The sequence below is a fragment of the Rhodococcus sp. DMU1 genome, assembly GCF_012272955.1.
Taxonomy (GTDB): Bacteria; Actinomycetota; Actinomycetes; order Mycobacteriales; family Mycobacteriaceae; genus Rhodococcus; species Rhodococcus aetherivorans.
Genome location: NZ_CP050953.1, coordinates 512,601 through 536,915, shown reverse-complemented (window position 1 = coordinate 536,915; position 24,315 = coordinate 512,601). Strand labels below are relative to the sequence as shown.

Annotated in this window: 18 protein-coding genes and 4 pseudogenes; 6 read left to right on the top strand and 16 right to left on the bottom strand. The window is 64.2% G+C overall.

Annotation, left to right across the window (positions count from 1 at the left end; all coding sequences use genetic code 11):
• Positions 1–327 precede the first annotated feature (327 nt).
• From HFP48_RS30415 to HFP48_RS30405, 3 genes and pseudogenes are all read left to right on the top strand, one after another.
• Positions 328–1,587: an ISL3 family transposase gene (locus HFP48_RS30415; protein WP_168581008.1), complete on the top strand. Its 1,260-nt coding sequence runs from the start codon at positions 328–330 to the stop codon at positions 1,585–1,587.
• Between the two features lie 709 nt (positions 1,588–2,296).
• Complete coding sequence (locus tag HFP48_RS31930; RefSeq protein WP_246872654.1) at positions 2,297–3,211, top strand: hypothetical protein; 915 nt, start codon at positions 2,297–2,299, stop codon at positions 3,209–3,211.
• Positions 3,180–3,829 (top strand): annotated as a pseudogene (locus tag HFP48_RS30405) (ATP-binding protein); the annotation flags it as partial. The gene HFP48_RS31930 and the pseudogene HFP48_RS30405, both read left to right, overlap by 32 nt.
• A gap of 49 nt (positions 3,830–3,878) precedes the next feature.
• Here HFP48_RS30405 and HFP48_RS30400 read toward each other — a convergent pair.
• The 3 genes from HFP48_RS30400 to HFP48_RS30390 form a co-directional block, all read right to left on the bottom strand.
• Entirely contained in the window at positions 3,879–5,126 is a 1,248-nt protein-coding gene (locus HFP48_RS30400; RefSeq protein WP_348983373.1) for a site-specific integrase, read from the bottom strand.
• Positions 5,127–5,531: 405 nt separating this feature from the next.
• On the bottom strand, positions 5,532–5,849 hold the full coding sequence (locus HFP48_RS30395) for a helix-turn-helix transcriptional regulator (RefSeq protein WP_168581011.1): 318 nt from the start codon (positions 5,847–5,849) through the stop codon (positions 5,532–5,534).
• On the bottom strand, positions 5,846–6,904 hold the full coding sequence (locus HFP48_RS30390) for a tyrosine-type recombinase/integrase (RefSeq protein ID WP_210432859.1): 1,059 nt from the start codon (positions 6,902–6,904) through the stop codon (positions 5,846–5,848). The genes HFP48_RS30395 and HFP48_RS30390 overlap by 4 nt, the downstream gene beginning before the upstream one ends.
• A 148-nt stretch (positions 6,905–7,052) precedes the next feature.
• Here HFP48_RS30390 and HFP48_RS30385 point away from each other — a divergent pair.
• Positions 7,053–7,205 (top strand): annotated as a pseudogene (locus HFP48_RS30385) (ATP-binding protein); the annotation flags it as partial.
• A gap of 422 nt (positions 7,206–7,627) precedes the next feature.
• Here the strand turns inward: HFP48_RS30385 and HFP48_RS30380 are convergent.
• Positions 7,628–8,026, bottom strand: a pseudogene (locus HFP48_RS30380) (PLP-dependent transferase); the annotation flags it as partial.
• A 91-nt stretch (positions 8,027–8,117) separates the two neighbouring features.
• On the opposite strand from HFP48_RS30380, the gene HFP48_RS30375 reads away from it, so the two are divergent.
• A complete protein-coding gene (locus tag HFP48_RS30375; protein WP_168581009.1) occupies positions 8,118–8,582 on the top strand; it encodes a helix-turn-helix domain-containing protein in 465 nt (154 codons plus the stop codon).
• On the opposite strand, the gene HFP48_RS30370 is transcribed toward HFP48_RS30375, so the two are convergent.
• Positions 8,577–9,836 carry an ISL3 family transposase gene (locus HFP48_RS30370; protein WP_168581008.1) on the bottom strand — a complete coding sequence of 420 codons (1,260 nt, stop codon included), beginning with the start codon at positions 9,834–9,836 and terminating at the stop codon, positions 8,577–8,579. The genes HFP48_RS30375 and HFP48_RS30370 overlap by 6 nt on opposite strands.
• A gap of 135 nt (positions 9,837–9,971) precedes the next feature.
• Here HFP48_RS30370 and HFP48_RS30365 point away from each other — a divergent pair.
• Positions 9,972–10,655 (top strand): annotated as a pseudogene (locus tag HFP48_RS30365) (IS630 family transposase); the annotation flags it as partial.
• An 8-nt stretch (positions 10,656–10,663) separates the two neighbouring features.
• Here the strand turns inward: HFP48_RS30365 and HFP48_RS30360 are convergent.
• From HFP48_RS30360 to HFP48_RS30310, 11 genes are all read right to left on the bottom strand, one after another.
• Positions 10,664–11,481 (bottom strand): IS5 family transposase gene (locus tag HFP48_RS30360; protein WP_210432868.1). Its coding sequence is split into 2 segments (ribosomal slippage): positions 10,664–11,130 and positions 11,130–11,481, totalling 819 coding nucleotides; the frame shifts between segments, so codons are not numbered across the junction.
• 170 nt (positions 11,482–11,651) lie between these two features.
• Complete coding sequence (locus HFP48_RS30355; RefSeq protein ID WP_168581007.1) at positions 11,652–13,169, bottom strand: TRAP transporter large permease; 1,518 nt, start codon at positions 13,167–13,169, stop codon at positions 11,652–11,654.
• A gap of 1 nt (position 13,170) precedes the next feature.
• Positions 13,171–13,725 (bottom strand): TRAP transporter small permease subunit, encoded by a 555-nt coding sequence (locus tag HFP48_RS30350; RefSeq protein WP_168581006.1) that lies wholly within the window; start codon positions 13,723–13,725, stop codon positions 13,171–13,173.
• Positions 13,722–14,507 carry a citryl-CoA lyase gene (locus HFP48_RS30345; protein ID WP_168581005.1) on the bottom strand — a complete coding sequence of 262 codons (786 nt, stop codon included), beginning with the start codon at positions 14,505–14,507 and terminating at the stop codon, positions 13,722–13,724. The genes HFP48_RS30350 and HFP48_RS30345 overlap by 4 nt, the downstream gene beginning before the upstream one ends.
• Positions 14,508–14,543: 36 nt before the next feature.
• Positions 14,544–15,449 carry an SDR family NAD(P)-dependent oxidoreductase gene (locus tag HFP48_RS30340; protein ID WP_168581004.1) on the bottom strand — a complete coding sequence of 302 codons (906 nt, stop codon included), beginning with the start codon at positions 15,447–15,449 and terminating at the stop codon, positions 14,544–14,546.
• 47 nt (positions 15,450–15,496) lie between these two features.
• A complete protein-coding gene (locus HFP48_RS30335; protein WP_168581003.1) occupies positions 15,497–15,946 on the bottom strand; it encodes a MaoC/PaaZ C-terminal domain-containing protein in 450 nt (149 codons plus the stop codon).
• Positions 15,947–16,057: 111 nt separating this feature from the next.
• Positions 16,058–17,197 carry an acyl-CoA dehydrogenase family protein gene (locus tag HFP48_RS30330; RefSeq protein WP_168581002.1) on the bottom strand — a complete coding sequence of 380 codons (1,140 nt, stop codon included), beginning with the start codon at positions 17,195–17,197 and terminating at the stop codon, positions 16,058–16,060.
• 227 nt (positions 17,198–17,424) lie between these two features.
• Positions 17,425–19,380 carry an FAD-dependent oxidoreductase gene (locus HFP48_RS30325; protein WP_168581001.1) on the bottom strand — a complete coding sequence of 652 codons (1,956 nt, stop codon included), beginning with the start codon at positions 19,378–19,380 and terminating at the stop codon, positions 17,425–17,427.
• 66 nt (positions 19,381–19,446) lie between these two features.
• Positions 19,447–19,860: a VOC family protein gene (locus HFP48_RS30320; protein WP_168581000.1), complete on the bottom strand. Its 414-nt coding sequence runs from the start codon at positions 19,858–19,860 to the stop codon at positions 19,447–19,449.
• Between the two features lie 77 nt (positions 19,861–19,937).
• A complete protein-coding gene (locus HFP48_RS30315; RefSeq protein ID WP_168580999.1) occupies positions 19,938–20,519 on the bottom strand; it encodes a carboxymuconolactone decarboxylase family protein in 582 nt (193 codons plus the stop codon).
• Positions 20,516–23,974, bottom strand: a complete 3,459-nt coding sequence (locus HFP48_RS30310; RefSeq protein WP_168580998.1) for an indolepyruvate ferredoxin oxidoreductase family protein — start codon at positions 23,972–23,974, stop codon at positions 20,516–20,518. The genes HFP48_RS30315 and HFP48_RS30310 overlap by 4 nt, the downstream gene beginning before the upstream one ends.
• Positions 23,975–24,315: the final 341 nt, after the last annotated feature.

Sequence of the window (24,315 nt, the reverse complement as noted above, 5' to 3'; positions counted from 1 at the left end):
GCCGCCCTGACACGGTGACAATCACATGCTCGCCGCGGACCCGCACATCCGAGGCACCGACATTGACCATCTCGGCGCCGGCCAGACCGGCCCCGACACCGAGGGCCACCGCCGCAGCCAGACCCCGCCGGCGGACCGCACTTGCCTGGCCAGGGATACGGAAGGCGCTCGGTTCCTCGGCCATGATGCGGAGCTAAAGTTTGGGCTCTATTGCTCTGAATGTGGATGACCGGACCTGTGGTATGGCCAGGTAGCGACGGGGTGGGCGCACGGGCCGGCCCGTAAGGTCGAAAGCTCCTACACTCATCCACCTGCTGGAGCTGACCCGTGCGCGCCACCACACTACTCACTCGACTGCTGTGCCTGCCGAACACCACCGTCCGCGACGTCGAGATCGTCGATGACCGGGTACGGGTGGCGGTGCGTCCGCGATGCCACCGGATGCAGTGCCCGCACTGCTCCTATTCGACCCGTCACCGCTACGACACCCGTGACGTCGATTCGTCGTGGCGGCACCTGGACCTGGGCGGACGCGTCTGCGTGCTCACCCTGCGGCGCCGACGACTGCGCTGCCCGGAGCACGGGGTGTTGGCGGAGGCGGTCGACTTCGCCCGCCCCGGATCGGGGTTCACCCGCGACTTCGAGGACCTGGCGGTGTGGCTGGCCACCAAGACCGACAAGTCCACCGTGTCGGTGTTCTGCCGCATCACCTGGCGCACCGTCGGTGCCATGTGCACCCGGGTCGCCGCCGAGAAGCTCGACCCGGACCGGTTCACGGATCTGGTCGACATCGGTGTCGACGAGATCTCCTGGCGCCGACACCACAAGTACCTGACCCTGGTTTCCGACCACGACACCGGGACGATCGTGTGGGGCACCGAAGGCAAGTCCGCCGCCGCCCTCGACGAGTTCTTCACCGACGCGTTGCCCGCCGGCGCGGCCGAGAAGGTCGAGGCGGTGTCGATGGACCTCGGTCCGGCCTATCGGAAGTCGGTGCGCGAGCACGCCCCGCAGGCGACGATCTGTTTCGATCCGTTCCATGTCGTCAAGTCGGCCACCGCCGCGCTCGACGACGTGCGCCGCCGGCAGTGGCAACTCGCGCGCACCCTGTCGGACAAGCAGATCGCGAGAACCTACAAGGGAGCCCGGTGGGCGTTGTTGAAGAATCCCGACAACCTCACCGCCACACAGAGATCCACCCTGACCGAACTCAAACGTCGCGGTGGCGCTCTGGCCCGGGCCTACGAGCTCAAGGAGGCGTTGCGGGCGGTGTTCGCCGGTGACCTCGACGTCGATCAGGTACCCACCATGCTCGGACGATGGTGTTCGTGGGCGCAGCGGTGCCGCATCCCGCAGTTCGTCAAGGTCGGCAGAACGATCCGGGAACACCAGGGCGGTATCCTCGCTGCAGTTACCCGGGGACTGGCCAATGGACGCCACGAGGGACTGAACAACAAGGTCCGGTTGATCATCCGCCGGGCCTACGGATTCCACACCGCGGAGAATGCGCTCGCGATGGTCATGCTCACCTGCGGGCCGGTCACGCTGACTCTCCCATACCACACCGACCGTCACCCACATTCATGACAAGAGAGCCAAAGTTTGCACCCTGCTGTCCGCGTACACCCTGACGTGACGGTCCACGTACAACCTCATATGTAGGTGTTCGGCGAGTCCTGCCGTTACTCGCCCACGGCAAGGGCCACCCTTCGGTTCGTCTACCGCCAAGTTGACGAACCCGAAGGGTGGCCCTTGCCCATGATCCTCGATGGAGAGTCCTGGATGAACATCCGCCGTTTCACAGCACTGCACGAGGCCGGTGCAACCTACGCCGAGATCGCCCGTGAATGCGGCTGCGATTGGCGCACCGGGCGCCGCTACCTCGCCGCCGACGCCCCGACCACCCCGCCGAAGGGCACGTCCCGGGCCGGGACACAGCCCCGGGCGATCACCGACGAGGCCGCCGCGGTGATCGAACAGATGCTCCGCGCCGACATCGGCCTCAAGGCCTCGGTGATCTGCGAACGTCTCGCCGCCGACTACCACATCACCGTCCACTATCAACGCGTCAAAATGTTCTGTCGCACAGCATGTCCCGTCATTGCCGACGAGTTGGAGGCGGACCGGACGCTGCCCTCGGGCGGATTGCACCGCCGCTTCGACACCGTCCCCGGGGCGCAGGCCCAGGTCGACTGGGGTGAGGAAGGGGACCTGTTCGGCTCCGGGCGCAAGGTCTACTCGTTCCACATGGTGCTCTCCTACTCGCGGGACCCGCTGACGCTGTTTCACCCACAGCATGGGTCTGTCCGCGTTCTGGGGAGCTCACATCCGTGCCTTCGACCACTTCGGTGGTGTCCCGGCCACCGTCGTCTACGACCGCACCAAGACGGTGGTGCGCCGCCACGTCCGCCCCGCTCATGCGGTGCCGCTGCACCCGGCTGCGGTCGCGTTCTCCGGTCATTACGGGTTCGAGATCGACGTGCTCGGCGCCTATCGCCCGACCGGGAAGGGGCGGGTCGAGCGGCAGGTCGCGATCGTGCGCGATCACGTGCTGGCCGGCCGCACCTTCACCGACCTGGCTGACGTCGACCGGGCGTTCGCCGACTGGGTGCCGATCCGCCGCGGTCAGGTCCACCGCACCCTCCCCCGCACGCGGGCGGTGCCCCCAGGTCAGCTCATCGGGGAGCGTGCCGCCGTCGATCACGCCGCGTTGCGGCCGTTGCCGGCGCAGCCGTATCTGGTGGCCGATGCGCACCTGCGGCGGGTCGGCAAGGACGCGTTGGTCTCGTTCGAGGCGTCGTTGTACTCGGTGCCCGCCGACCGGGTGCGCGCCGGGCAGCGCGTCGAGGTTCGTGCCGGGACCGACAGCGTCGCCATCGCCGCCCTGACCTGCGACGGCGGGCAGATCCTGTGCGTGCATCCGCGGGCGACGACGAAAGGGTCGTGGATCGTCGATCCGGCGCACTGGGCCGGCCTGCCGGACGGGCACACCCGCGCCACCACCGTCGACCCCGACCCGCACCCCGGCCACGTCGTGACAGCTGCCCCGTCGGCCCCGGCGCCGGTCGAGCTGCTCGAGCAACTGGTCGCGGCGAAAGTCGGACACGTTCACGTCGACCACCGCCCCTTGTCGGTCTACGCCGACGTCATCCGACCACACAACCACCCTGGAGAGACCAATGAATTCCCTTGTCACCCAACGTATCACTGACAACGCCCTCAAACTCGGTCTCGGTCACACCGCCGAGACCGCCGGCGAGGCTGCCGCCCGCGCCGAGACGGACTCGATGGGCTATCTCGACTTCCTCGACCATCTGCTCGCCGAGGAACTGGCCGTACGGGAATCACGGCGCTTCCGCACTGCGCTCGAGCTGTCGGCCCTGCCGCACCACAAGACCCTCGACGAGTTCGACTACAGCTTCCAACCTGGCCTCGAGCCACGCCGGGTCCGGGACCTGTCGACACTCGGATTCGTCTCCCGAGCAAGCAATGTCGCCCTCCTCGGCCCACCCGGAGTGGGCAAGACACACATCGCGGTGGCGTTGGCTGTCGCGGCATGTCAGGCCGGGTACTCGATCCACTTCACCACCCTCGACGACCTGGTCCGCAAACTCAAAGCCGCCGATGCGGTCGGGCGGTTGCCCAAGCAACTGAGCAGCCTGATGCGCCCGTCACTGCTGGTGATCGACGAAGTCGGCTACCTGCCACTCGACCGGGAGGAAGCCAACATGGGGGCACCTCCCTGCACGCAGTGCTCGGGGGAGTCTTCCAGTTGATCAGCCGCCGATACGAGAAGGGCGCGACGATCGTGACCAGCAACAAATCGTTCACCAAAGCGCACTTGTTCGCGCGAACAAGTGCGAGGTGGCGCCGAAGTGTCACGGGTTCGGTAGCCGGTCGGGGTCGACGTGGTCTGCGAGGTAGATCAGCGCGGCTTGGGGATCCATCCCGAAAGCAGCAGCGACGAGCTTCGGATCGAGGGTGTTGACCAGGTCGACCAGGCGAGTGCTGCGGATGGTGCGAGGTGGGTATCCGCAGTCGTCGAGGACGTGGCTGAGATATGCGGTCGAGGCGGCCGCCCGCCCGGCCTTGGTGCCCTTGGTGACGATCACGTGGGGGTTGGTGGTCCGTTGTCGGTCGCGATGAGCAAGGCATAGATCCAGGACCGACCAGGTGGCAGGGTCCAGCGGCACCGGGTGCGGCTGCTTGCCCAGCTGCAGGGTGTGGTGCTGCGAGTGGGCGTCGCTGCAGCGCAGAAGCCGGGTCTCGCGGCTGGACGCGCCGTGCAGGAGCGCGAGCATCCCGACCAACGCTTCGTGCGGGTGGACTGTCGGGTCGGTGGTCCACCTGCGGAACAAGGCGCGTTGCTGGTCGCGAGTCAGGGTGCGCCCGCGAAATGCTTGGGACTCTCTGGCTGACAAGTTGCTGCTGGGATCGACGAGGAGCAGCCGACGGGACCGGGCGAATCGGAAGAACTGACGTAGTACGGTCAGTCGCCTCTTGCGGGCCCTGACGAGCGTGCTGAGGAATGCTTCGATGTCGTTGACATCGATAGTGGACCAATCTTGTTTTCCACGTGTGTAATAGAGAAAGTTGGCGAGATCGCGCATTGTTGCCAACGCGACCTCTATCGTCTGGTCGCTGCGCGGCCGGGTTCCCGCTACACGGGCGCGTTCACGAGCGCGCAGCAAGTGGTCCGCGAAGGATGCGACTGCGGGACGGAGGGGCTCGGCGATCGCATCGATGCGGCGTTGCCGACGACCTGCAGCGAGTCGTTCGGGCTGATCGGTGGGCATCGCCAGACCGTGCTCGGTGAAATAGTTCTCCAATGCCCGTGCCAGCGAGCCCATCGACCTGCCCGGCTGACGGGAGCGTTCGAGCACGGATTGCGGATGGTTGGGCTCGTTGTCCTCGAGTAGTCGGCCGAGGGCGGTGATCGCATTACAAGCGCGACCGGGACAGTATCGAGCAGCGAGGTAGACGACGAAATCTGCTAGCCAGGAAGGCTTTTCATCCAGTCGAGCGGCGAGCGTATCACCCTGGATGAAGGGGCGGTCCGGGTGACGTTGCCAGCACCGCGAGCACATGCCACGAGCCTGATGCCGACGCAGTTCCCCGCAGCTCATGCAGATCCTGGGCGGGTCCTTCGGTGGGCCTGACCGTGAACACGAGCCACACCATCCGGTTGATTCCCGTAGATAGCCGGGCTTCCCGCACCGCGGACACGGCTCCTGCCGGGCGAGCAGGTCGGCGCGGCGGCGGCAGGTCTTGCATAACCGGGCATCGGCGTTGCGGACCATGTGGCCGCACTCGGTGCAACGCCTCGAGCACAGCACGCATCGGCCGGTGGTCGGCACCAGCACACGATCGCGACCGCAGTCGGGGCATCGTTGCCGGGCCGAGCGTTCTCGTATCCGACGGATGCACAAGCAGCACCGGTCTCGCCCGATGATCCCCACTGGGGCGCCGCACCCGACACAGTCGCGTTGCCGTTTTCCCATCTTCCACAACCCATTCCGGACGGCATCAGGTCACATCGGCGGCATGGACCGACCTCGGGAATTGACGGACTGCGCTTTCGCCTGCGGGGCCGGCACGGGCGCGGCTGGGGACTGCTCAACCGGGGCGGTATCGATCTCGAACAGGTCGTCGGGCGTGCATTGCAGCGCCGTGCACAGAGCGATCAGGGTGGAGAGTTTGATCTGACTGGGTTCCTTGGTCAACAGTGCCGACACCGATGCCGCCGACATGTCCAGGCCGGCCTTCTCGGCAAGTAGCCGGCGCAGGTCGGCTCCCGTCCAGATCTCGCGCTGGGCCGCGGCCATGCGCAGTCGCCATCGGATTCTCATTCTTGACCGTCCTCTCCGCTCAATTCGGCCAACGTCGAGGTGACCGCACGCCGATAGGCATCCTCGATGAACGTGGCCGACGGCCGCACATACCGCATCGTCGAACCCACCGTCCAGTGACCGAGCAGTTGTTGAATCGCAACCAGATCCACGCCGCGCTCGTAGTTGTGAGTCGCGCAGGCTCGCCGCATCGCATGCGGACTGAACCGATCGGCGAGCGGTCTGCCCTCCAGGTCCATCAGGTAACGCAACCGGTTTCGGATCGTTCCGCGGTGCAACGCGCCGCCGGACTCGTCGGCGAACAACACCTGTGAGTCCGGAAACCTGGGCCGCACATCCGCGAGGAACCACCGCAACACCAGGTCCAGACCGTCGAGCATCGGCACCCACCGCGGTCTGGGACCGGACGTGTGGGCACCCTTGCCGAATCGCACGTGCAGCTTCCCGAACGGGCCGCGACCGAAATGCAGATCCGCAACCTCCAGCAGTGCAGCCTCTTCCGACCGCAACCCGGCGTGATAGAGCGTCCGGAACAACGCGTAATCCCGGGCAGCCGGCGCGCACTTGCGGGCATTGGCGATCCGGGACTTCATGAAGTCGAAGAACTCGTCCACCCGTTGCGGGGTCGGCGGAGGCAGCAGCGCCGGAGAGTCGTCACCCACGTGACGGGACGCGTTGAACTCGTCGACCGGGCACACCAACCGCACCCCGAACCCGGCCTCGATCTCGGCTGCTTTGCGGACCTGCAAGAACCGGTGGAATCCCTTGAAGATCTGCACGTACTCCCGGCGGGTCGCTGACGCTCGACCTGCCGCCGCGAGATCACCGACCACCCGATCGATGTCGTCTGCGGTGACCTCCCACGCCGGGCGCCCCAGCGCCGCCAACATCCGCTCCAGCAGGCCAACATCGTTGTCGATTGTCACCGGGCTGAATCCTCGCGCGCGCCACGACGCGACGAACGCGTCCACGCACTCCCGCTGAAAGACGAACGGATCCGCGGTCACCGGACCGGCCGGCACGGCGCTACCCGGAATCAATCGCAACCCGTCCATCACCAGCACACCTTCTTCACACTTCGATGATTCAGGCGACACCTAACATACGCCGATAACACCTTGGGAAGCAGTGCGACACGCAGAACGTTGATAGGACCAGCTAGCAGCATCTTTCCGTCAGAACGAACATATGCGCGCCCCAGATGAGTGGGGCTCGGTCCTCGGCGACGATGTCCTCGCCACCGCCATCTTGGACCGACTGCGGCACCACTGCGACGTGCTGACCATCAACGGGCCCAGCTACCGACTCAAGGACCGCCAAGCCCTTGTCACCAAGCCCGACGCCCCGGCACCATAAGACCGTCGGGCACCGACACATGAGGTCGTACCCACAACGACAGATGAGGTCGTACCCGGACACCTGCGGTGAGGATCAGTGCGCTACCGGAAGGTAGAGGTATCCCTGTTCGCGCGCTGTGTGGGAGTCAGCTGCAGGTTGTGGACTCGAGGTCGACGGGTCGGACATGCCGCCGTCGTCCACCAGCGGACTACTTTCTTTCCTGGTTTCATTTTCTTGGCTGCGGGTCAAGCCGGACAGCCACGAATGCGCGCGGGCTATCGCCGCGTTTGCTGCCCAACCCGATTATCCTCACACTCTGCAACGGGGACGCTGCAGCACCTCGTTGATGAAAATCCGGCAGCCCGGTTTGCGCAGTTCGCCGAGAGACACCATGCCTTCGTCCATCCGACTATTCGATATCACGATCTCGCCGGGACGCGTCACAGGGCCTGTTCGAGGTCGGTGAGCAGGTCGGCGGTGTCTTCGAGTCCCACGGACAGTCGGACGACGCCGTCGGTGATGCCCACGGCTGCACGACCTTCCGGGCCCATCGCCCGGTGGGTGGTGGTGGCCGGGTGGGTGATGAGCGACTTGGAGTCGCCGAGGTTGTTGGAGATGTTGACCAGCCGCAGGGCGTCGAGGAATTCGAATGCCCGCTTCTTCGCTTCGCTCTCGGATGCGTTCAGTGCGAAGGTGACGACGCTGCCGCCGCCGCTCATCTGCCGCTTGGCGAGTTCGTGCTGGGGGTGCGATTCGAGGTACGGGTACCTGACCCAGTCGACCGCGGGGTGGCCCTCAAGGAACTGGGCGATCTCGAGTGCGGAGCCGACGGAGTGCCGCTAGTAGGGTGTCGCTGCTTAATTCTGTTTTGTTTCGTTACGGTTGGGGCGGCAGGCTTCCCCTTCCCCTCTGCCGGTCAGGACTGTTGTCATGCCTTCGCAGAAGAAGCGTCCGGTGACGTTGAGCTCGGCTGATCGTGAATTCTTGGAACGATTGACCACCACCGGGGTGCATCCGGCCTCGATGATCCGACGGGCCCGGATGTTGCTGGCGCTGGACACCTCGGCCGGGGCGGTCGATGAGAAGAAGGCGATCGCAGCACGGTTGGGAGTCTCGGGTGAGACGGTGCGACTGGTGGCCAAGCGGTTCGCCGAGACCGGTCAGGACGTGGAGGCCACGATCGGGCGCAAACAGCGTGACCTCCCGCCGGTGCCGTCGCAGATCACCGGCGAGATCGAGGCCAGGTTGATTGCGTTGGCCTGCTCACAGCCCCCGGCAGGACATGCCCGGTGGTCACTGCGACTGCTGGAGAAGCACGTCGCCCTTGTCGAGGACATCCCCGACCTGGACCACTCGACCATCGGCCGGATCTTAAAAAAGGCTCTCTTGTCATGAATGTGGGTGACGGTCGGTGTGGTATGGGAGAGTCAGCGTGACCGGCCCGCAGGTGAGCATGACCATCGCGAGCGCATTCTCCGCGGTGTGGAATCCGTAGGCCCGGCGGATGATCAACCGGACCTTGTTGTTCAGTCCCTCGTGGCGTCCATTGGCCAGTCCCCGGGTAACTGCAGCGAGGATACCGCCCTGGTGTTCCCGGATCGTTCTGCCGACCTTGACGAACTGCGGGATGCGGCACCGCTGCGCCCACGAACACCATCGTCCGAGCATGGTGGGTACCTGATCGACGTCGAGGTCACCGGCGAACACCGCCCGCAACGCCTCCTTGAGCTCGTAGGCCCGGGCCAGAGCGCCACCGCGACGTTTGAGTTCGGTCAGGGTGGATCTCTGTGTGGCGGTGAGGTTGTCGGGATTCTTCAACAACGCCCACCGGGCTCCCTTGTAGGTTCTCGCGATCTGCTTGTCCGACAGGGTGCGCGCGAGTTGCCACTGCCGGCGGCGCACGTCGTCGAGCGCGGCGGTGGCCGACTTGACGACATGGAACGGATCGAAACAGATCGTCGCCTGCGGGGCGTGCTCGCGCACCGACTTCCGATAGGCCGGACCGAGGTCCATCGACACCGCCTCGACCTTCTCGGCCGCGCCGGCGGGCAACGCGTCGGTGAAGAACTCGTCGAGGGCGGCGGCGGACTTGCCTTCGGTGCCCCACACGATCGTCCCGGTGTCGTGGTCGGAAACCAGGGTCAGGTACTTGTGGTGTCGGCGCCAGGAGATCTCGTCGACACCGATGTCGACCAGATCCGTGAACCGGTCCGGGTCGAGCTTCTCGGCGGCGACCCGGGTGCACATGGCACCGACGGTGCGCCAGGTGATGCGGCAGAACACCGACACGGTGGACTTGTCGGTCTTGGTGGCCAGCCACACCGCCAGGTCCTCGAAGTCGCGGGTGAACCCCGATCCGGGGCGGGCGAAGTCGACCGCCTCCGCCAACACCCCGTGCTCCGGGCAGCGCAGTCGTCGGCGCCGCAGGGTGAGCACGCAGACGCGTCCGCCCAGGTCCAGGTGCCGCCACGACGAATCGACGTCACGGGTGTCGTAGCGGTGACGGGTCGAATAGGAGCAGTGCGGGCACTGCATCCGGTGGCATCGCGGACGCACCGCCACCCGTACCCGGTCATCGACGATCTCGACGTCGCGGACGGTGGTGTTCGGCAGGCACAGCAGTCGAGTGAGTAGTGTGGTGGCGCGCACGGGTCAGCTCCAGCAGGTGGATGAGTGTAGGAGCTTTCGACCTTACGGGCCGGCCCGTGCGCCCACCCCGTCGCTACCTGGCCATACCACAGGTCCGGTCATCCACATTCAGAGCAATAGAGCCTTAAAAAAACGACACTTCGTCCTCACCTGAAGAAGTGCTGGACCATCCCACCCAAGGCGAACGCGGAGTTCACGGCTCGGATGGAGGATGTCCTGTCGGTCTACGCCCGCCCCCACGATCCCTCTCGCCCGGTGGTGTGCATGGACGAGAAGCCCTACCAACTCCTCGCTCACGTGCGTGACCCGATCCCGGCAGCCCCGGGCCGCGACCGGCGAGAGGATTCGGAGTACGTGCGGCAGGGGACCTGCTCGATCTTCTGCTGGGTCGAGCCTCTGGCCGGCTGGCGGCGTGTCGATGCCCAGCCCCGGCGCACCAAGGTCGACTGGGCCCGGCAGGTCAAAGAGCTATTGTGCGTGGACTACCCGGACGCAGAGACGGTGGTGCTGGTGATGGACAATCTCAATACTCACGGCATCGGATCGCTCTACGAGGCCTTCGAGCCGGCCGAGGCGTTCGCGCAGCGGCTCGAGATCCACCACACCCCCAAACACGGCTCGTGGCTCAACATCGCCGAGATCGAGCTCTCGGTGCTGACCCGCCAGTGCCTGGACCGGCGCATCGAGGACCTCGAGATGCTGGGCGCCGAACTCACTGCCTGGCAACGGCAGACCAATGCCGATCAACGCCAGGTCCAGTGGCACTTCACCACCGACGACGCCCGCATCAAACTCCGCCACCTATATCCCAACACTTAGAGGATGTCTCATTTGGCCAGTTTCTTGAAGCAGGTCAGCGCAGCAGCGAGTTGGAGAAAGGCAGCGAAGTGCTCACCGTGACGTTCGTAGCGCATCGTCAGCCGGCGATAGCCGCTCAGCCACGCCAGGGTGCGTTCGACCTTCCACCGGTAACGGCCGAGGCGCTCGCTGCTGTCGACGCCGCGGCGGGCGATACGCGGGACGATGCCCCGTGCCCGCAGCCACCGGCGGTGTACGGGATAGTCGTAACCCTTGTCCGCCCGCAACCGGCCGGGCCGGCGGCGACGCGGACCACGACGCGATCGCACCGCCGGAATCGCAGTGACCATCGGCTGCAGCATGACACTGTCGTGGGTGTTTGCCGAGGTCACCGCGGTGACCAGTGGGATACCATCGGCGTCGGAGAGGATGTGGATCTTCGAGCCGTTCTTGCCTCGATCGACCGGGCTGGGACCGGTCAGAGAGCCCCCCTTTTCGCCCGGACGTGCGCGGCGTCCAGGATCGCCGCGGACCAGTCCAGGTCCCCGCCGGCGCCGAGGCGGTCGAGGATTTGGCGGTGCAGCTCGTCGAACACCCCGGCCTTTGCCCAGGCCGCGAAGCGGCGGTGCGCGGTCGGGACGCTGACCCCGCACGACGGTGGCAGGTGCCGCCAGGCGCAGCCACTGGTGAGCACGTAGACGACGGCGGTGAACACCGCCCGATCATCGAGCGCCGCCCGGCCGCCGCCCTGCGGCCTCGGCGAGAACCGAGGCAGCAGCGGTTCGACGATCTCCCACAACGCATCCGGCACCAACCGAGTAGACAACGCATCGACCACGCCATGCATCATGCCGTACACAGGATCCGACCCATACAAGACACGCTCTTAGCGGCGACGGTCTACTAGTCTGGTTGCCTGAAGAACACCCAGCTCACGAGGGCGCGGGCCTTCTTTCAATCAGCGATCCCCCAAAACGATCGACAATCAGATCCGAATCAGCGACGGTGGATCGAGGTTCAGTCCGCCATCAAACTGGGCAACCACAGGGCAAGGTCAGGAACGAAGATTAGGAACACGATCAGGCCGATCGCAACCATGACGAACCAGAACGTCCCGCGGAAAATGTCCATAAGCGAGATGTTGTGGCCGAGGTTGACCGCTGGATCCTTCACTATTCCGTGCACGACGAACGAGAGCATTCCCACGGGGGGCGTTACCATGCCGATCTCACACAGGAGTAGGAGAAAGACTCCGAACCAGATGAAGGAGACGTCGAACTCCGCCAGGATGGGCAACAGGATGGGGACCGTCAGAAGCATCAACGACAGTTCGTCCATCAGCATGCCCAAGATCAGGAACATCACGATCAGGAGGAGCAAGAACGCGGTTCGACTGAGGCCGAGGCCCGTGACGAACACAGACAGTTGCTGCACTACGCCGCTCATCGCCGTGAATGTCGTCACGAAGTGGACGCAGACGATCAGCAACATGATCACTGCCGTCGCGGCCACGGTTTGAGCAAGTGCCCGTGCGATGTTCACCACGAACGCCTTCAGCCCTTTGCGACGAGACAACCAACCACCAATGACGATGGCGGCCAACGCTGCGAGAGCTCCCGATTCCGTCGGGGTCACCACTCCGCTGAGCACACCTCCGACGATGATCGTCATCAGCAGTAGGAGCGGCCAAGCGCGTCCCAACGCACGTACTCTGGTTCCCCACGTGTATTCAGACATATCCACCGCAGGTGCCAACGTGGGGTTCAGCTTCGCGCGGATGACGATCGTCACAGTGAAAAGGAGCGCCAAGAGGAGTCCTGGCACCAGCCCGGCGAGCAACTGCGGACCGACTGGGGTTCCTGCGATACCCGAGTAGATGACCACGGCGATGCTCGGCGGGATCAGCATCTTGAGCATCCCGGCAACGGTCACCGTACCGGCAGCCATTCGGGGCGAGTATCCGGCACTGAGCATCTCTGGCACCGCGAGTCGCGCCGTCGCGTAAGTCACGCTGAGTGTGCTCCCGCTCGCGGACGACAGTCCGGCCCCAGCGACAATCGTGCCGACCCCGAGTCCACCGGGGAGACGCCCGATCCACTGCTTGGCTGCGTCGAACAAGACCGTGGCCATTCCTGTCTGGACCACCACCAGTCCCATGAGGATGAAGAGCGGAATCACGCTCATCGTCCAACTCGCGACAGCGCCCCTAGGAACTTCCTCAAGCATGAAGACCACTGCCGACGTCCCGCCGAGTTTCCATGCCCCCAGCAAGGCGGGGACCGCCATTGCGACAGCAACGTGCACTCCGGCCATCATCATCATCACCGTGAGCGCAATGGCCAGCACCCCCACGACTTGCCGCTCCAGGGGGACGAAGAGCATAACCAGCGCCAGCACGACCGATGCAATCGCCACTACTAAGAAAAGTGCGATGCCGGCAGTCCCGCGACGTCTCGGCGGACGTACGGCCGCCTCCTCCGTCAAGCCGTCCGTTTCATCGCGGGTAAACACCGACCTGCCGTCTGTGACGCTCATTTCAGATCACATCTTCTCCGTGCGACACCCGGGCCCGGCCCATGGCGATCTGGATCATCGTCGCGACACTTTGCAGCATGAGAACGGCCGCTCCGACTGGGACAAAGAACGCGCCGGGCCAGATGGGGATCGACGTATCGGCTACCAGGGCCGCCTGTCGGAGTTCGAAGCTCTGCACCGCGGCCTGCCAACCGTAGAACATGATTCCTGCGGCGAGAACCGCCAGAAGTGCCGTGGCCACCACCTCCGCGCCGCGCTGCCACGCCGGGGGCAGCAGATCCACGAGGACTGTCGGGCGAATGTTGTCGTCGCCCATCTGCGCGAAGCCCAAGCCCGCCAAGACGAGCACTGTCATCCACCAATACTCCGTTGTCTCCAGAGTTCCGGGGAGGGGACTATTGAAAACGGTGCGTGCCGCGACATCGATCATGAGGTGAACCATCATGACGACGCATGCGATGGCTCCGACAACCATCAGCGCCTGCGACAGTCTGTTGACAGCCCGGACGAACCCCCCTGGCGGTCGGAACAACTGAGCCTCCTTGACGGTGCTCATACGTGCTCGGTCTTCTGATCGACCACCTCGTCCTCGGCGCGGAACCAGAGTTCTCGGGCGATCGGATTGTCCAGTTCCTCGGCGATGTGCCCGACCAGTCCGACAGCTCGTGCCATCGCGCCGAGGCCTCGTGCGACACGGATGTCGAAACCGAGCTCGCAGAGCAGTGCCCCGACGGCGCCCGTGGCGTTGACCGGGAGGACGCGGTTGTACTGCCGCCCGGCTTCCGCGGAGACTGCCTCCATCAGCGCAACGTAGAGCCCGCGCAGACCGTTCTCCTCGGCGATCTCGAACAGACGGGGAGCACGTGGATCGACCGGCTTGTGTACCGGATGTCCAATGCCGGGAATGGCTGATCCCGCTGCACGTGCATCCGTGACGATCTTCTCGGCCACCGCGGGAATTTCGTCGAGCTCGGTCAAAGGGCTGATCGCTTCCGACAACATGCTGGCCGAGCCTTCTGCCGTCCCGATAAAGACACTTCCGACGCCGAGAATGCCTGCTGCCACCGCGCCTTGGAGAGACTCGGGAGCGCCCAGATAGGTGAGCCGGGCTGCCATCGCGCTGGGGGTCATGCCGTGCTCGACGAGGGTCACCAGCAGGGCATTGAAGACCTGCGACTCGCGCTCATCGGGAAGGCGGCCCATGACTTCCAGGTATGCCATGTCACCGAAACTGACATGGCCCAGGAGTTCGCTGGGCAGATCGCGTCCGCGAACGACGATCTTGTCTGCCGTGCTCCAACCCATCTCGGAACTGATCGGCTTGCGAGGTCGCGCCATGGTGAAAGTCCTTTCAGGGCGTTCGTAGGGGAGAGATCAGTCCCACGTCGCAGTGGGGAAGTCGGCGGGCGTGGTGGGGGCATCACCGAAGAGTTGGGCGCGACCGGCGATGACGTCATTCATGGTCAGCGGCTGCCCGTCCTCAGCCTCCAGCACGCCCTGCGGGGTCCAGGTCCGCATCCACTCGACTCGTCCACCACCGACGATGAAGACCTGACCGCTGACACCGGCCGACTCATCACTGGCGAGGTAGCTGATCATCGGTGCGACGTTGGCGGGCCCCCACCGGGTCGAGGTGATTTCGCCGAAAGTCCCTTCGGTCATCCGGGTTTTGGCCATCGGCGCGATCGCGTTGACGCGGACGCCGTATTGCGCGAGTTCTCGGGCGGCCACGGTCGCCATCGATGCGATACCTGCCTTGGCGGCCGCGTAGTTGATCTGCCCGGCACTGGAGTACAGCCCCGAACGCGACGAGGTGAGCACCACGCTGGCCGGCCGCTTCTCGCCGGTCGTCTTGGCGTTCTCCCGCCATCGCTTGGCGGCGTAATGGAGCGGAAGGAAATGCCCACGCAGGTGTACACGCTGGACGCTGTCCCAGTCTTCGATGGACATGTTGAACACCATCCGGTCTCGGAGAATGCCCGCATTGCACACGAGGACGTCAAGGTGGCCGGTGCGGTCGAACGCTTCGTCGATCATCGCCCGTGCCTGCTCCTCATCAGCCACGTCGGCGGTGTTGGCCGACGCCGAGCCACCTTCTGCCTCGAGAGCCTTGACTGCCTGCATTGCCGCGGATTGATCGGCGCCGGTACCGTCAAACGCGCCGCCCAGGTCGTTGACCACGACATGGCCACCCAGGGACGCCATGCTCTTCGCGTACTCGAACCCGAGGCCGTTGCCCGCCCCTGTGATCAGGCAGGTCTTGCCGTCTAGTGTCACCATGTCTGCTGTTCCTCTATAAGGTGTGTGGTTTGTTGTCGTGCTGGGTGTCAGGCCGCCGGGCGGCGTCGCAACATGAGTGTCATGTCGCCCGACTGGACAGTCTCGCCGCGCTGGTTGACAATCCGTACCGCCCGAGTGAGGATCCCGGCTCCGGGATCCTTGGTCTCCCGCATGGCGGTGATGGTGAACTCGACGTGGATCGTGTCTCCGAAGAAGATGGGCTTGCTGAACCGCCAGCCGTCGATACCAAGGAACGCGATAGCTGTTCCGTCAAACATGCCGGTACGCGCCAGCAGTCCGGTCGCGACCGAGAGTCCGAGGACGCCGTGCGCAATGGGCTGTCCGAACGATGTGCTGGCAGCGAACTCACGGTTGGTGTGCACCGGGTTGAAGTCGCCCGACAGGCCGGCGAAGGCCGCCACGTCGTAGTGGTCGATCGTGCGTCCAGGCGCCGAGAAGTCCTGGCCGATCTCGAAGTCCTCGTAGTACTTGCCCATCAGAGGTCTGCCCCCTGAACCGAGGCCGGACGGGCGTTGGAGAGCAGAGACCTGGCGGTGCGCATCAGTGAACCTTTCTGGAAGAAACAGATACGTGTGGATGGTGACGGCTCACCCGACGAGCGACTTGCCGATGATGTGCTTCATGACCTCACTGGCACCGCCATAAATCGTCTGAGGTCGGCTGTCACGCCACATCCGGCCGATCATCGTCTCGGACATGTAGCCGTAGCCCCCGTGAAGCTGGAGGCACCTGTCGACGACTCGGACTTGGTTCTCGGTGCAAGCCAACTTGACCATCGCGGCCTCGTCCACGCCCAACTCCCCATCGTTGTGCCGCTTCACGCAGTCATCGACGAAGAGCCTGACCATTCGGGTCTGGGTAGCGAGCTCGGCCAGCACGAAGCGGGTGTTCTGAAGGTCCGCGAGACGCTTACCGAAGGCCGTGCGTTGCCGGACGTACTCGATAGTGGATGCGAGTGCCTGTTCCGCGGCCGCAACTGCTCCCACAGCGATGGAGAGACGTTCCCGGGGAAGGTTGTCGACCAGGTGGGTGAAGGCGAGATTCTCTTCACCGAGCAGGTTCTCGGCCGGCACCTCGACGTTATCAAAGAACAACTCACTGGTGTCCTGGGCGTGCATCCCGATCTTGTCGAAGTTGCGGCCCCGTGTAAAGCCCGGCATGCCACGTTCGAGAACCAACAACGACAGTCCCCGATACGGATCGTCACCGGTACGAACGGCAGTGATGACGATGTCTGCGGTCTGGCCGTTGGTGATGAACGTCTTCTGGCCGTTGACCACGTACCCGCTGCCAGTGCGCCGGGCGCGGGTGGAGATGCCGGTGAGATCGGATCCTGCCCCCGGCTCAGTCATGGCAATGGCAGCCACGATCTCGCCGCTCACCATGCCAGGCAGCCAACGTCGCTGCTGCTCAGGCGTTCCCAAGCGCAGCAGGTACGGCACCACAATGTCGTTGTGCAGCGTGATCCCGAACCCACGCAGAACCCGCGCATTCGTCTGCTCGCCAATCACCGCGTTGAAACGGAAATCATCGGACCCACCGCCGCCGAACTCGACCGGGACCTCCAACGCGAGGAATCCCGCAGCGCCGGCCTCCTTCCACACCGAACGATCCACCACCCCGTCCCGCTCGAACTCATCCCACCGGGGGACGACGCACGCGTCGAGAAAACGGTCGAACGAGGCACGAAATATCTCGTGGTCAGAGGTCACAAGAGAACGCTGCACCTGAACTCCTAAATGTACGGCCAATTAGCTCGATACTGATCGTGACTAATCGATATGTCAATAGTTGAGTACAAATTAATTTAGTAGACCATGGTTCTGTCGGCCGTGTCGATGACAGGCCTGCCCTCCCCATGGCGAACCTCGGTAGTCCCGCCGACTCGTCGTCGATGCAGCCGGAGGATCCGTCGCGCTTCGCGGTTCGGCGAGCGCGACGTGCACCGGACTGCCTACAAGGTCCGGACCAGCGTGGCGGCCTGATGGATGGCCTCTTGAAGGGTCTGGCCACCGTTGGCGTCACCGACTACATGAACATTCAGGTTGCACTCATCGGTCAGGTAGTCTGCGAGCTCGCGCTCGGGTGTCCGATAACCCGTCAGCACTACGGTATCGGCCGCGAAAGTCATCGTCCTCGAGGTCCCGAGCGGCGTCGCTCGCACCTCGACCGGGGTGATCTCGTCAATTCCCATATGAGGCACGAAGGTGAAGTTCGCCGCCATCAGCCTCTCCCGGATCGGCGCGACCGTCGCAGCCGGCATCTCCTCACGCGCACCTAGGGAGCCATGGGCAGACAGGAAGGTGACCGCGGCCCCTTGCTCCAGCAGTGCTTCGGCGACGGACAATGCCTCGTAGCGTCCCCCGTCGTCATAGACGACGGCGTGACTTCCGACGTCGGCACGTCCCCCGAACCCGAAGACATCCCAGCTGCTGTACACGTGCTTCGAGTTGCTCCCCGGAATACGACGACGAGGGAAATTCGCTTGGAAACCGTCCGTTCGGGGTGTCGACCCTGTCGCCACGATCACGCAGTCAGGTTCGGCAGCGACGACGAGATCCGGATCGACCGGCGACCTGAGTCGCACCTTTACCCCGAGACGTACGAGCTCGTCGGCCAGCCATTGGGTGATGACTGTCATGTCGCTTCGATGGGGCGCGCTCCCGGCGATCTTGATCTGACCTCCCAGGCGGTCCGTGAGCTCGTGAAGCTCGACCGAGTGGCCCATCATCGCCGCCGTCCGGGCGGCTTCCATGCCCGCCGGTCCCCCTCCCACGACGAAGATGCTGCGTGGCGTCGCTGCAGGATCCGGTTCGAATGGGACGACCGATTCCCTCCCGACCGCCACGTTGACAGCGCACTGCAAGCGGCCCTTGGCCTGGGTCATACCCATGCATCCCTGGCTGGCTCCGACACACGGCCTGACTTCGGCCTCGCGGCCGGCTCGCGACTTGTTGACCAGATCCGGATCGGCCAGAAGCGCTCGGACCATCGAGACCATGTCCGCCTGACCCGAGGTGACAATCTGCTCGGCATCCGCAAGGGTCATGATGCGGCCAGTGACAATCGTAGGGATTCTTGCGCGCTGGGTCACGACAGTACTGTCGGGCAGTTCGTATCCCAGCGGCTCGTCCATCGTGCCCGACAGCTTGTGGTACGCGTAATACGAGCCCACCGAGACATCGACGAAGTCCAGATCTTCCTCGACAGCGGACACGATGTCCGATGCCTCAGCAGTACCCATTCCGCCTTCGAACTTTTCGTCGGCCGAAATGCGGATGCCGACCGGATAGTCCCGTCCGACCTCCGAACGCACGGCGCCGATGATCTCACGCAGGAATCGAAGGCGGTTCTCGAAGGAACCACCATATTCGTCTTCACGCTCATTGGTGGCAGCCGAGAGGAACTGTGCGACAAGGTAACCATGTCCCGCCTGGATCTCGACTCCGTCCAGGCCGGCGTCGCGACAGTGTGCGGCGGCTGAGGCATAGCCTGAGATGAATTCATCGATCATGCCGCGAGTCAGGGGACGTGGCACTAGGCCGGTGTGCGGATTCACCACAGCGCTGGCGGACCAGAGCTGACCGTGAGGGTTCGGCAGCTGGTTGCCTCGGTGGACGAGCTGCACGAAGATCTTCGCGCCATGCTCGTGCACGCCGGCGGCGATGCGCTCGGCCCCCTTCCGAATGCTGGGGTCGTAGAACGGGAACTGAGCCGACGACGTGGGGTGGATTCCGCCCCACGCCAGGAACTGCAGACCTACACCGCCCTTGGCACGGGCTGCATGGAAGGCCACCAGGTCGTCGTCGTCCTCGGCCCATGGGAGACCGGCACCGTGCGCCGCCCTTGCGATCCGATTCGGGACGGTCACGCCTCCTAACCGGATCGGCTCAAAGAGTTTGTCGTACATCGTTCCCTCCGAGGATGGCCCCGCCCATGACGGCATAGTCGGCATCAATGCGATACATCGAGATGTTCACGCCGAGGTCATGTCCCAGATCTTGTATCGGATGTCGGCGACGTCGATTTCGGTTCCGTTCAGGTCGCGGAACTTGGCTACCGGGTTGCCGTCGAAGTCGAGGCGTTGGATCTCGGTGACGCTCTCCTCCTTCTCCAGGAGCGCGAGGGTCTCCTCCATCGAGTCGACGATGAACCCGATGTGGTTGACCCCCCAGGTCTTGTACTTCCATTCGCGGTAGGCATCACTGTCCCCAGGGGAGATCATCGTGATGGCGTGTCCTCGGTCATCGGCCATGTTGATGACCTTCATGTTCCACTCAGGACCCGGGTCCATGTCGGCGACTACGCGCATACCGAAGACCCGCTCGTAGAAACCGATCGTCTCGTCCATATCCTTCACGAACATTCCAATGTGCTGAACGTATGCCATCTTCTTAACCTTTCTGAGTGGAGCTTGTTTATGCGGTGGACGGTTCCGGGGGACTGGCCTCGATGAGACTGCTCCGGTCAAGGGATCTGCGTCCGTCCATTGTCGATGTCGAACCCCGGGACGCCCGGCTCCAAAGGAATGCGAACTGTGTTGATGAGGATCGCGAGCATGAGGTAGTGCCCGACGACAATCAGCACCTCGAGGAGCTGTTCTTGCGTCAGAGCACGGTCGAGTACTTGCCACGTCTCATCGGTGATCTGAGCGCGCTCGCGGCACTCATCCGGGACCCTGAGGAGCGCGGATTCCAGCTCATTCCAGAGCGGGTGGTCGGCACCAGTCCTGACCGCCTCAATCTCGTGGGCGGACAGGCCTGCCGCGCGCGCCACCTCCACATGACTCCCCCACTCATATTCGCACTGAGTGACCCAGGCAGTGCGCAGGACCAACAACTCTCGGTGTCGCACGCTGATCTGCTCACTCGAGTTGAGGTGGCGCGCGAATTGACGCCACGCACTGTAGAGGTCGGGACTCCTCATCATCGTGGCGAACAGATTTCGCCCTGACGCGCCGTTAACGGCGCGTGCGGGCAGGGTCGCCAGCAAGGCCTCGTCATCCTGGGGCTCGATGCGGGGTGGCTGAGCCCCCGAGCTGGCCGTCATGACACCCTCCGAGAGAGCACTGCGGCAGCGTCAAGCTGGCTCAGCAGGTCGCGTTCAGTGCGTGTCGCAGCCTCGATCGCCTCATCTTTGATGAGGCCATAGCCACGGATCTTCTCAGGAATGCTCGCCAGCTCGACGACGGTGTCATAGACCTCCGGCCGCAGCTGGGCGAGTGCGCGGCTCATCGTCTCTCGGTAGCTCCCGATCAGTGCGCGCTCGCGGCGCCGGTGCGGCAGGTAGCCGAACACATCCAATGGTGTGCCGCGAAAACGTCGCCAACCGGCGAGCAGCGCGAACAGTGGGAAGATCCACGGGCCGAAGGTGACCTTGCGGACCCGTCCGGTGTTCTTGTCGGCGGGCAGGAACTGAGGCGCGAGGTGGAGGGAGACCTTGTAATCACCCTCAAAGGTCTTCTCGAGCTGACGCCGGAACGACGGGTGGGAATACAGGCGTGCCACCTCGTACTCGTCCTTGTACGCCATGAGCTTAAACAGGTACTGCGCGATAGCGCGTGAGAGGGGACCCTCGCTCCCCATCACCGAAACCTCACGACGTCGCGCCTCCGCCACGAACGCTCCGTACTGTTCGGCCAGCGACCGGCTCTGGTAATCGGTCAGGAACTCCTTGCGCCGTGCGACGAGTTCGTCAAGTGAAGCCGGCTCCGAGCTTCTCGGGGCAGCGCCGTCCTCCGCGAGAAGCCCGTGGACCTCGGCCTGACGGGCTGCATATACCCGTCCCCACGAAAGGGCGTCGAGATTCATCTTTACGGCAACGCCGTTGAGTTCGATGGCTCGATTGATCGCATCCAGCCCAACTGGAAGTGCACCACTTTGGAGGGCGTAGCCGACCATGAACATGTTGACCGCGACCTCGCTGCCCAGCAGTCGAGCCGCGACATCGGTGGCCGAGAAGCTAACGCAGTGCTCAGCGCCCGCGGTCTCCTCCAGCAGGTCAAGCATGCCGTCGGGGGAGAGCTCCAGATCAGGCGAATGCGCAAACTCTGCAGTCGGCGTGATGACGTCGTTAACGATAACCTTCGTGCTACCGGAACGGATCACCTCACGAGAGGTCTGGCTAGAACCGACCACAAGGTCGATGGCCAAGATCAGGTCGGCCATCTCCGGACCGATCCGCTTGGTCCGCAGCACCTCGGCATTGGGCGCAACTCGCACATGGCTGGTCACCGGACCGTTTTTCTGCGCCAGACCGGTGACATCGAGGACCGTCGCCGCCTTACCGTCCAGGTGAGCCGCCATGCTGATAATGGCGCCGACAGTGACGACACCAGTGCCACCAATGCCGGCGACCAGTGTGCTGTGTCCATGGTCGCACTCCGCCATCTTCGGCGCGGGCAGCCCTTCCAGCATCGTGCCTAGGGCGTCTTGACGCAGCCCCGTCGGCTTGCGCAGGGTGCCGCCCTTGATGACCGCAAAGCTCGGGCAGTATCCGTTCAAACAGGAGAAGTCCTTATTGCAGGCATCCTGGTTGATCTTGCGTTTCCGGCCGAACTCAGTCTCGAGCGGTTCTACAGCAATGCAGTTGGACTGGGTACTGCAGTCACCGCAGCCTTCGCAGACCAACTCATTGATGAGCACCCGCTGATCAGGGTCCGGAAACTTGTCTCGCTTACGAAGTCGCCGCGCCTCGGCGGCACAGGTCTGGTCATAGACCATCGCGGAGACGCCGGGGGTGTTCCGCAACTTCTCTTGCACCGAGTCCAAGTCCCGCCGATGGCGTACGACGACCCCGCGCGGCAGGTCACCTCGCTTGTAGCGCGACGGATCATCACTGACCACCACGACCGGATCGACATGCTCCGCTAGAAGTTGGGTCACGATGTCAGGGACGATCACCGTCGAGTTCACGCTCTCGCCCTCGATCACCTGTCCGCCAGTCATCGCAGTAACGCCATTGGCCAGGATCTTGTACGTCATCGTTGCTCCGGCGGCCACTGCTGCACGGATGGCGAGCAGGCCCGAGTGGAAATACGTACCGTCGCCCATGTTTTGGAAGACGTGGCCCGTCTCGGTGTATGGCTCGATACCGATCCAGGTCGCGCCCTCTCCGCCCATGTGTGTCCACGACGTCGTCCGTCGTTTGGGATCCCCAACCGCCATCGCATGACAGCCAGTCCCTCCGAAGGCGATGCTCCCCTCGGGCACGTTCGTGGAGGTGTTGTGAGGGCATCCCGAACAGAAGGCCGGCGTGCGCTCCAACTGGCTCGCCACCGTGAGCTGAAGAAGCCGACGCTCCGCCTCCAGCTCCACCCCGGGCGACACCTCCGACATCCACCTGCGCAGGACCGACGCCACGAGCGTGGGGCTCAGCTGCCCAGTCTGAGGAACGAGAGCACGCCCGTTCGTGTCCCGCTTCCCCTGCAATCTCGGACGCATGCCGCCGCTGTACAGAATCGAGGCCACCTGCTCCTCCAGTACCGGCCGCTTCTCCTCCACTACAAGTACTTCATCGAGGCCGTCGACGAACTCACGCAGACCTTCGGGCTCCAAAGGCCACACCATCGCGACCTTGTAGATCGACAATCCGATCTCTTCACCACGCGCCTCATCGATCCCCAGATCGGCCAGGGCCTGCAGAAGATCTGTGTACGCTTTGCCGGCCGTAATGATGCCGATGCGTCGGTTCGTCGAGTCCCTCGAGATCCGGTCGATGCGGTTCGCACGCGCGAAGGCATGGACCGCTGGGATCCGGACGTCTATCGCGAGCCGTTCAAGTTCACGGCCCGGTCGGTCCAGGGCGATGTGGCGCTCGCCGAACTCGTCCACTGGCAGGTTCGGCTTGATGTTTAGCAATCCGGCATCCACCGACGCGGTGGTTTCGACAACATCGGTGACACAGCGCATGCCGACCCACGCTCCCGAGAACCGTGACATCTCCCAACCTAGCTGGCCCAGTTTCAGGATGTCCTGTACATCAGAGGGATACAGGACCGGGATACCGCAATGAATCAACGCATGGTCGCTCTGATGGGCGAGCGAGGATGATACCGCGCCGGGGTCATCACCGGCGACGACCAGGACTCCACCCTTGGATGAGGCACCCGCGAAGTTTCCGTGCTTGAGTGCATCAGCGGACCGGTCGACGCCAGGGCCCTTGCCGAACCACATCCCGAACACGCCGTCGACTCGAGCACCCTCCAGTAACGGAACCTGCTGCGTACCAAGAATCGCGGTCGCCGCGAGATCCTCGTTGACTCCGGCACGGAACGTCACATGCTTCTGCTCCAGGGTCTCGGACACCTTGGTGAAGGCAAGATCCAGCCCGGCCAGCGGAGACCCCTGATACCCCGAGACGAACCCCGCCGTGTTGAGACCTTCCCGGGCGTCCAATTCGGCCCGATCCAAGCACAGTCGCACGAGGGCGTCAGTCCCACTCAGGCGCACCTGACCCGAAGTGCTGGCGAAACGGCTTGCGAGATCATAATCCATGATGCCCATGTCGCGCACTCTATCGAATGCACAGTGAATCCGATAGTCCAGTGCAAAACTAATTTGCCTACCGACCGGCGCCGATGTGTGGGCCATGCGCGGATGCCGGAACGAAGCGTCCACGCAGCAGACCGCCCGCCAGCACGCCCCTCGCAGTCCTGCGGACCGCAGCTCGGTGCGATGAAGGAGCGGGGCCTCCGCTCCTCGAGTGTTCCCGGGGGATACGGGGGGGCGCTCACCTACGCGACAAGGGAGGCGCCGATGAGTGAGTTATGACGGAAAACAGTTCATCGGGATCGACCTGCACCGGCAGCAGTCGGTGATCGTCCAACATACCGCCGCCGGCGAGC